The following is an 8,889-nucleotide window of genomic DNA, read 5'->3' on the forward strand; positions in this document are numbered from 1 at the left end:
ATCACAGTACTGGTTGTGAGGTTTGGAGTCAAACTCGGTTTTGTGGATGGACTGGTGACGATCAGTTGATCAGCCTGATTCAATACTTGTCGTTCCAGTTCCTGATGCTTTTCGCAGACTTTTGTGTCAATCGCAACGATTTATGATAACCTATGGTGGTCCATGGATCTCTAAAATCTGCGATCCATTGTAGGTTTTGGAACTTGGCGTTTTGCTTCAATCTTTGTCCTATCAAATGCACAGAATGTGGTGGCCCTGTGGTGATGATGGAGTTCGCTTTCGCGCCTGCCTGCCGGTCAGGCAGGAAAGCGATATCATTCTCCAGCTTGTCTACTACATTTTTAACCCAGGAAACACGAGCATCTGGAATGAAGTAGTCCCGCGAATCCATAGCAGCGCGCGCTCCAAAAGGCTTGGCTTTTTATCAATGAAACCACGTTGCAATTTATTGGTTTTGCCTTTAAACAGTTTTTTGATCCATCGGCTGGGCTCGTTGAGTGGCACTTTAATAATCCTCACCTCTTTAGGGATTTCGTCCATCAAGGAATTATCCGTACTGGCATAATCAGGGTTTTCTGGAATGATTACCGTGATGTCAAATTGATCTTTAGGCAGGTATTTCACAAACTTCAACCATCGCTGTACGCCTGGACCACCAGCTGGCGGCCAGTAAAAGGCAACGATAAACAATTGATGTTTCAATTATCGTGATTTACGAATCCACAGAAAGATCGATCCCAAAATGAGCAATCCTAACAACACGTTGCTCGCTAGCATGATGGTATTTCCTGTTTTGACCACTTCTGGATCAAATTCAAAAACAATTTCATGATCACCAGCAGGAACGCTCAAACCTCTAAGTGCATAGTTGACTTTGGCAATAGGAACTTCCTTACCGTCAATTGTGGCTTTCCATCCATGCGGATAATAAGCTTCAGAAAACACGCTAGTTCAGGCTGTGAACTCTTGGATTTATAGGTTAGTTTTCAATAGATCATTCAATAATCCATTAAATCAAATCTAATCTCCAGATTCAGCAGTTTTTTTGATCTTCCTGGATGATAGCAACACTGTCTCTCTTTAGATAAATCAATGATTGAATCTCCTCATTAGCATCCTTGACCGTTGCATATTCTTTTACAAACCAGGCTGGCCCTAGGCGTTCTTCATTTTCTTGAATCTGAATTTGATTCTCGTTTGCCGTGATGATGTACTTCACGTTGAACATGTTGAGTATCTCACGATTCTGGCTAGTAACTTCTGGTATTAGATAGCCATTTTCATCTCTTAGGTAGAAATCGGCGAGATCTGAAATTCGTTTAGGTTTTGCACCATGATAACCACCTAAAGATCTATGGAAATAGGGACTGCGACCCGAATTGAATGGATCCTGCAAAAGGTCATACACTCTAAAAAGGTCGTCGTCCTTTGCGATTTCAAGATCTGCCTGCGTGGCATCAAACGGCGGATCGTAGTCACTGGCTCTTACAAAGTTGCTGCGCTCTGTAGCGGTTTCTTCGTAGTTGATGTAATTCTGATCAAAACCAACAAGGTCAATTAAAATCAAGATACCCAATCCAAGGATCAAGAGGTTTTCTGAAAGTTTTGACTTGAGATACAGAAATAAGCCTGCCACGATAAATCCCACATAAAGTAAAGACCTAAAGGCATCTGCCCGCATCATTTCAAAACGGTCCTGACGCAACGCATCCACAAAACCTTGTCCTAGTTGCTCACTATTTCTATAAGACGCGTCGTAAGGACCTGCAAAATCAAAGAACTGATTTCCTAATAACGCAATCAATAGAATCACGCCACTCAATCCTAATCCTACATACTTCAACGCCTTCCATTTATCTTCTATAGAATGTTTTTTATTGAACAGTTGATACAGCCCAACAACGGCGAGAATAGGAATACACAATTCAATAATGACCTGAATCGAGGTGATCGCTCTAAATTTTGAATACAAAGGCACATACTCAACAAAAAAGCTGGTCAAAAAATCCAGGTTTTTGCCGTAGGAAAGCAACAAAGCGAGAACGGCTGCTCCTATTGTCCACCATTTCAACCTTCCTTTTATTAAAAAGCAAGCGAGCAGTGCCAAAAAGAAAACCGTGATTCCTATATATGCTGGAGCCTCGACAATAGGTTGTGCGCCCCAATATAAGGGAACGTTTTGCTGGGCAAATGCCAAGGCATCTGCTTTAGGAATGCCGTAAGTAGTGACTAGAAAATCAACCGTATTGGATTCCTCATCAGGTCGCTCGCCGCTGCCGCCGCCAGCAAACCTTGGGATGATTAGATTCAGACTTTCTGCGATGCCATAACTGTATTGCGTGATGTAGTCGTAATCGAGGCCATTGGTGGTTGTTACGCTTTCGCCTTGAGCGTTAATAGTCAACTCTGATGGGCCGCGTGTGCTCTCTTGACTGTACTCTTTAGTAGCGAGCAGATTACTAGCATTAGTTCCCAACGCGAGGAGCACCGCAGCGATCATGATACCTATGGACTTGAAGTAATGAGGTAAGATGTTGCGCCTTATGGCATCGATTAAATAGGCGATGCCTAGCACAGCCACAGCCATCAACAAGTAATAGGTCATTTGTGGATGGTTGGCCTGCAGCTCCAGCGCCATGGCAATAGCGGTCAAAATACCACCCCAAATGTACCTGCGCTGAAAAACCAGAATAATCCCACTTAAAACCAGCGGAAAGTAGGCAATAGCATGAGCCTTGGCATTATGACCAACTCCCAAAATGATGACTAGATACGTAGAAAATCCAAAGGCCAGCGCACCTAAAAGACCCAATCGCCAATCCACGCGCAGCACCATCATTAAAATGTAGAAGCAAATAAAGTAGAGGAACAGATAATCTGCAGGACGCGGCAGGAATCGTATCGCACGATCCAGACTATCTATAAAGTCATAGTCATACCTTGCGCCCAATTGATAGGTAGGCATACCTCCAAAAACGGAATCTGTCCAGTAAATCTCCTCGCCATTAACTTCCCTGTTTTCAATAAGTTGTCTAGCGTTACCCTTGTATTGAACAATATCATTTTGGTATAACTTCTTACCAGAAAGTACAGGATAAAAGTAAGCTAGAGAGGTAATGATGAAGATGACAAACACCGCTAGATGCGGTATTATTTTCTTGAACTGAAACTGCATGAATAAACTATGATCGTTAGAAACCGAAAATTAGTCAATTTCTTCATAGTCGACGTACTCACCTACCGTTTTCTTGGATGGTTGGGTATGCGTTCTTGAGGTAGAATTACTGTTATTGATGATGGTCTCGCCTTCCTTGGCAGTGTTTTGATAGGAAGAATCGTTCTGACGTTGCTCAAACTGGCGTTGAACTCGATCCATGGCTTTCTTACCTGCCCATTTTAAAATGGATTTGCCATACATTCTCACGATCAATCGTACGGCAAGATAAACGCCCACGATAATTAGAATAGCCTGTAGTAATTTCAAGTTTTAAAGCTTTGCCATAAAATTACGGTGCTACCTATTTGAGACTCTTTAATAAATCTTAAATTTGGTTCACATTATACACTATGCTAACTAACAAAACAATCGTTCCTTTTCTACTTGGAATGTTCATGATTCCGTTTGCGGTGTTGGGCCAATATACAGAAACCATCAATACCAACAATCCTGGACAATCACAAGGTGCCTTTGCAGTAGGTGTGAATGTCATTCAAGTAGAAGGTTCTGCTTTTTATCGCAGTGAAGAACATAGCTTACTTAATTATGAACGCGATATAACCGGTCTTGCTTTTCAATTGCGCTATGGTCTCTTATGGGAAGAGCTGGAAATCTCCTATTTTGGAGCCTTTGAAAATGTAAACGAGACGATCAATCAAGGTTTTGGTACACAGGAAAACAAATTTTCTAATTTCTCCCGCAGCACGTTGGGTGCAAAATATCTCATTTTGGATCCGCTAAAAAAATGGGGTGAGCGCAAAGTGAATCTCTACAGTTATCATGATAACCGCAGACTTAAATGGCGCGACTTGGTTCCTGCAATATCGGTTTTTGCAGGTGCTAATATTGACCTGGCAGATCCCAACAGTTTATTACCACCAGATAATGCGACCTTTTCACCTAGAGCAGAGTTGATTACCCAAAACAACTTTGGCCGTTGGGTATTTGTAGGGAACTTTATTGCAGACCGCATTGGGACTGATTTCCCAGCTTACGGTGGTATTTTTACGTTGACACACAGCATCAATAATAAGTGGGCCGCTTTTGGAGAGTTTCAAACCATCATTTCAGATTTTTATAGTGACGATATTGCTCGCGCCGGTGGCGCTTATTTGATCAATGACCACTGGCAGCTAGACGCCAGTGCAGCCGTTAATTTCAAGGATACTCCTAGCCTTTTTCAAATCAACGTGGGCATGAGCTATAGAATCGACCGTCATAAGGATCCCGTAATACAACAGTAATTTCCCTAACCATCATTCATGAGTATTACCGTTAAACGTATCTCCAGTAAAAAGGATATTAAAAAGTTTGTGAAGTTCCCCATGGAGCTTTACAAGAACAATCCATACTTCGTTCCGCCCATTATCAAGGACGAGATGGAAACTTTTGATCCCGATAAAAACAAAGTGTTTAAAAATGCAGACTGCTGGTTGTTTCTCGCTTTTCGCGAAAGCGAAATAGTAGGACGCATCGCTGCGATTATCAATCACCTGGAAGTCAATGAGCAACACAAGCCTAAGATGCGTTTTGGTTGGTTGGACATGATAGACGATATCGAAGTGACCAAGGCTCTTTTGAATGAAGTGCACCAAATAGGAAAAGAACACGACCTTGAGTATGCTGAAGGTCCTGTAGGGTTCACTCTTATGGACAAGGCCGGCATGCTGGTTAAAGGATATGATGAACTGGCGACCATGATCACCTGGTACAATCATCCTTATTATAAGGAACATATGGAGCAATTGGGCTACTCAAAAAGTGCTGAATGGGTAGAATATAAGTTTGTACCACCCAACCCTATTCCAGAGCGTTTCCACAAGTTTGCAGACCTTGTAGCAAAACGATATAAACTCACGACCTTAAAGTTCAAGAACATCAAGGAAGTGGAGCCTTATGTAGATGCAATGTTTGAGTTGCTGAATCAGACCTATTCGAAATTGGTCACTTTCGTTCCTATACAGCAATATCAAATAGATTTGTATAAAGAGAAGTATCTACCCATCATCAATCCTGATTTTCTGGAATGTGTGGTGGATGAAGAAGGAAAGCTGGTCGCATTTGCCATCACCATGCCTTCATTTTCTGAAGCTTTGCAAAAAGCAAATGGAAAGCTTTTTCCTTTTGGTATCCTTCACCTATTAAAAGCTAAAAAGAAGAACAATCGCGCTGCTTTCTATTTGATAGGTATTCACCCTAAGCTTCAAGGTAAAGGCGTTACAGCGATGATGTTTCGCAACGTGACCCAAAACTTTATGGATTATGGCATTGGATTGTGTGAGACTAATCCAGAATTGGAAGACAATGTAGCTGTACAAGCCTTATGGAAGGATTATGATCCTGTGCTGCATAAGCGCCGCCGTATCTATCGTAAAAATCTAGTTTGAATAAATTAGACCCACAACGTATACTATTTGAGGACAATCATTTGATTGCCGTCAACAAAAACTCTGGCGATCTGGTCCAAGGCGATAAAACCGGTGACGTGATCCTGCCCGATATTATCAAAGATTACATTGCGGTCAAATACGACAAACCTGGAGCCGTCTATTTAGGCGTTACTCATCGACTGGATAGGCCTACGTCTGGAGCCGTTATTTTTGCAAGAACGTCAAAGGCTCTTACCAGAATGAATAAGCTCTTTGCCGACCACGACACCAAAAAAATCTATTGGGCCGTAGTTGAAGGTCATGTAAGTCAAGAACGTCAGTCTTTGACGCATTATTTGCTGCGCAATCCCAAGCAAAATAAGAGCTATGCTCATGATCACGAGGTCCCTAATTCAAAAAAAGCTACTCTTCATTACAAATTACTGCACAGGCTGGACAACTATAGTTTATTAGAAGTGACCCTAGAAACGGGTAGGCATCATCAAATCAGGTCGCAGCTTAGTAAAATAGGCCATGTCATTAAAGGAGATTTAAAGTATGGTGCCAGACGCAGTAACAAAGATGGAAGCATCCATTTACACGCAAGATTCTTATCTTTCATACATCCAGTAAGAAAGGAACCGGTCCACATCACAGCACCGGTTCCTTCACACGATCCCATCTGGAAAGCTATAGAAAAGAATTTATGACGCCAGCCCAAGTACATCAACAACAATCTGATTTATTTAGAACCCGTAAAACCTTTGATGTCTCGTATCGTATCCAGGCTTTAAAAAAGCTCAAATCTGTTCTTGAGAAGAATGAAAACGAGGTTTATAAAGCCTTAAAACAGGATTTGGGCAAGAGCGAATTTGAAGCTTTTGTAACAGAGTTTCAGGTAGTGATGGGCGAATTGGATACTTATATCAAAAAGACCAGAACGTGGTCTCGACCCAAAAAAGTGAGCGCAGCCCTACTCAACTTCCCATCTAAGGCGAGACGCTATCCAGAACCCTATGGCAATACATTGATCATCTCACCATGGAATTATCCTTTCCAGCTGGCACTTGCACCTTTAATAGGTGCAATTGCGGCAGGAAACACAGTGGTTTTGAAACCTAGCGAATTTTCCAGCGCAACCAGTGATTTGCTTAAACGAATATGTGAAGAAAGCTTTGAATCTGGACATGTGAATGTGGTTTTAGGCGATGGCGAGATCGCACAAGAACTCACCTCGCTATCTTGGGATTATATCTTTTTTACAGGAAGTCCTGGCGTAGGCAAAAAGATTTATCAGGCTGCTGCAAAGCATTTAACTCCAGTAACACTGGAACTAGGCGGTAAAAATCCTGCCGTTGTTCATGATAGTGCCAATCTTGAAGTGTGTGCCAAAAGAATTGCCTGGGCAAAGTTTCTCAATACCGGTCAAACCTGCATCGCTCCTGACTATCTGCTCGTTCACCATACCGTTAAAGCGAAGTTTGTGGAACAACTCAAGGCAGCGATTGTGGAGTTCTTTGGTGAGAATCCGCAAGAGAGCACAGATTACCCGCGTATCATAAGAGACGCTCATTTTGATGCACTTAAAGAAATGATCGATGATGGGACCATACTCTATGGCGGCGATAATGATAAGTCTGAATTGTACATCGCACCTACACTACTGGACGAGCCAGCACGCAAAAGCAAAGTGATGAAAGATGAAATCTTCGGCCCTATTTTGCCCATCATAAGTTACAAGGACAAGAGTGACCTAGAGCGATGGATCACGAGTTATGACAAGCCGTTAGGCGCTTACGTTTATGCGGGCGATAGTGATTTTACAGATTGGTTTATAGAACGTTTTTCATTTGGTGGTGGCGCCGTGAACGACAGTATGGTTCAGTTTTTGAACGAAAGATTACCCTTTGGTGGTGTTGGCACCAGCGGCATAGGCAGTTATCATGGAAAGAAAACTTTTGAAACCTTCAGCCATTATAAAAGCGTGGTGCATCGCGGCACTTGGTTGGATATTTCGTTGAAGTATCCACCATATAATAAGAGCATCTCGCTGGTCAAGAAATTCCTTAAGTGGATTTAGTCAAACACACTACTTAAAGCATCTTTTCAGGATGAAATTAAAAGGTTAAGTTGATGTTATTTCGCTTTCGCGAAAGCGAACTTCTATTATCTTTAAAAGAAAAAACTATGATTAAGGAAGGAACTAAAGTAAAATGGGAATGGGGTAACGGTACTGCAGAAGGTACGGTGGAATCTACATTTACCAAAAAAGTGACTAGAACCATTGAGGGAAATGAAGTGACTAGAGACGGTGAGGAAGGAAATAAGGCCTTTATATCAAACAAGAAGACGGTAGCGCCGTTCTTAAACTAGAAAGTGAAGTAGAACGCGCCGATTAATAAATCTCAATTATGATTCAACTTATCATGAGTGGCATGTCAGAATTTGTTGTGATTGCTATTATAGTAGCCATCATCATTTACGGCATCAATCTCTTTAATGACCATAAGGATACGGTGGCCATAAAGTTGCGTAAAGATGGTAAGCATGAATATCACAAAGTCCCTGCAGAACCAAAAGATCAAACTTCAATAATGATAAAAATTGCGGTTTTTATACTCATTGCGAGTGTGCTTTATATACCTCTTGACTTCATTCTAAACCGATCATAACATGGCAGAGCTAATCAAACTTTACGAAGAGAAAACCGACCAAAAACAATTGAAACGTATTGCTAAGGCAATGCGTGAAGGTGCACTGGTCATTTATCCAACAGACACAGTATATGGTCTAGGCTGTGATATTACCAATAAGGCTGCGATTGAAAAAATCGCACAGCTTAAAGGCGTGAAATCTGAGAAGGCCAACTTTTCCTTTATTTGTGAGGATTTGAGCAACTTGAGTGAATACACCAGTCAAATCGATTCTGGCACATTTAAAATATTAAAACGTAACCTTCCTGGTCCCTATACTTTTGTTTTGCCAGGAAATAACAATTTGCCCGGAATCTTTAAAAAGAAGAAAACAGTAGGTATACGCGTACCAGATAACAACATTGCTATAGGGCTTGTAAGAGCATTGGGCAATCCAATTATATCGACTTCCATCAAAGATGAGGATGAAGTCCTTGAATACACCACAGACCCTAGTTTGATCCATGAGAAATGGGACAAATTAGTCGATTTTGTCATCGATGGTGGCGCTGGTGGTAATGTGGGTTCTACTGTTATTGATTTAACCACATCAGAACCTACTTTGATAAGAGAAGGAAAAGGAAGTACGGAGTTGTAGAAATCCCTCGCT

Annotated in this window: 12 protein-coding genes; 7 read left to right on the plus strand and 5 right to left on the minus strand. The window is 41.6% G+C overall.

Features of this window, described 5'->3' with window-relative positions; translation table 11 throughout:
• Positions 1 to 79 precede the first annotated feature (79 nt).
• From BST86_RS00090 to BST86_RS00105, 5 genes are all read right to left on the minus strand, one after another.
• Entirely contained in the window at positions 80 to 391 is a 312-nt protein-coding gene (locus BST86_RS00090; protein ID WP_105981492.1) for a hypothetical protein, read from the minus strand.
• Entirely contained in the window at positions 334 to 702 is a 369-nt protein-coding gene (locus BST86_RS00095; RefSeq protein ID WP_105981493.1) for a hypothetical protein, read from the minus strand. The genes BST86_RS00090 and BST86_RS00095 overlap by 58 nt, the downstream gene beginning before the upstream one ends.
• Positions 703 to 945, minus strand: coding sequence for a YfhO family protein (locus tag BST86_RS14980; protein WP_242446417.1), 243 nt, complete (start codon positions 943 to 945; stop codon positions 703 to 705). It abuts the gene before it with no gap.
• Positions 946 to 1,033: 88 nt separating this feature from the next.
• Positions 1,034 to 3,175, minus strand: a complete 2,142-nt coding sequence (locus tag BST86_RS00100; RefSeq protein ID WP_242446418.1) for a hypothetical protein — start codon at positions 3,173 to 3,175, stop codon at positions 1,034 to 1,036.
• A gap of 30 nt (positions 3,176 to 3,205) precedes the next feature.
• Entirely contained in the window at positions 3,206 to 3,484 is a 279-nt protein-coding gene (locus BST86_RS00105) for a DUF4834 family protein (RefSeq protein ID WP_105981494.1), read from the minus strand.
• 83 nt (positions 3,485 to 3,567) lie between these two features.
• On the opposite strand from BST86_RS00105, the gene BST86_RS00110 reads away from it, so the two are divergent.
• The 7 genes from BST86_RS00110 to BST86_RS00140 all read left to right on the plus strand — a co-directional run bounded on the left by BST86_RS00110 (position 3,568) and on the right by BST86_RS00140 (position 8,877).
• Positions 3,568 to 4,461, plus strand: coding sequence for a transporter (locus BST86_RS00110; protein ID WP_242446419.1), 894 nt, complete (start codon positions 3,568 to 3,570; stop codon positions 4,459 to 4,461).
• 18 nt (positions 4,462 to 4,479) lie between these two features.
• Positions 4,480 to 5,604 carry a GTP cyclohydrolase gene (locus BST86_RS00115; RefSeq protein ID WP_105981495.1) on the plus strand — a complete coding sequence of 375 codons (1,125 nt, stop codon included), beginning with the start codon at positions 4,480 to 4,482 and terminating at the stop codon, positions 5,602 to 5,604.
• Positions 5,601 to 6,296, plus strand: a complete 696-nt coding sequence (locus BST86_RS00120; protein ID WP_105981496.1) for an RluA family pseudouridine synthase — start codon at positions 5,601 to 5,603, stop codon at positions 6,294 to 6,296. Before BST86_RS00115 ends, BST86_RS00120 begins: the two co-directional genes overlap by 4 nt.
• Positions 6,293 to 7,666 carry an aldehyde dehydrogenase gene (locus BST86_RS00125; protein WP_105981497.1) on the plus strand — a complete coding sequence of 458 codons (1,374 nt, stop codon included), beginning with the start codon at positions 6,293 to 6,295 and terminating at the stop codon, positions 7,664 to 7,666. The genes BST86_RS00120 and BST86_RS00125 overlap by 4 nt, the downstream gene beginning before the upstream one ends.
• 107 nt (positions 7,667 to 7,773) lie before the next feature.
• The gene (locus BST86_RS00130; RefSeq protein ID WP_394340883.1) at positions 7,774 to 7,959 is read left to right on the plus strand and encodes a hypervirulence associated TUDOR domain-containing protein; all 186 of its coding nucleotides are present in this window, start codon (positions 7,774 to 7,776) and stop codon (positions 7,957 to 7,959) included.
• A 38-nt stretch (positions 7,960 to 7,997) separates the two neighbouring features.
• Positions 7,998 to 8,258: a hypothetical protein gene (locus BST86_RS00135; protein ID WP_105981498.1), complete on the plus strand. Its 261-nt coding sequence runs from the start codon at positions 7,998 to 8,000 to the stop codon at positions 8,256 to 8,258.
• Position 8,259: 1 nt separating this feature from the next.
• Positions 8,260 to 8,877: an L-threonylcarbamoyladenylate synthase gene (locus tag BST86_RS00140; protein WP_105981499.1), complete on the plus strand. Its 618-nt coding sequence runs from the start codon at positions 8,260 to 8,262 to the stop codon at positions 8,875 to 8,877.
• The last annotated feature ends 12 nt before the right edge of the window (positions 8,878 to 8,889 follow it).

The organism is Nonlabens agnitus (assembly GCF_002994045.1).
In the GTDB taxonomy this organism is placed as follows: domain Bacteria; phylum Bacteroidota; class Bacteroidia; order Flavobacteriales; family Flavobacteriaceae; genus Nonlabens; species Nonlabens agnitus.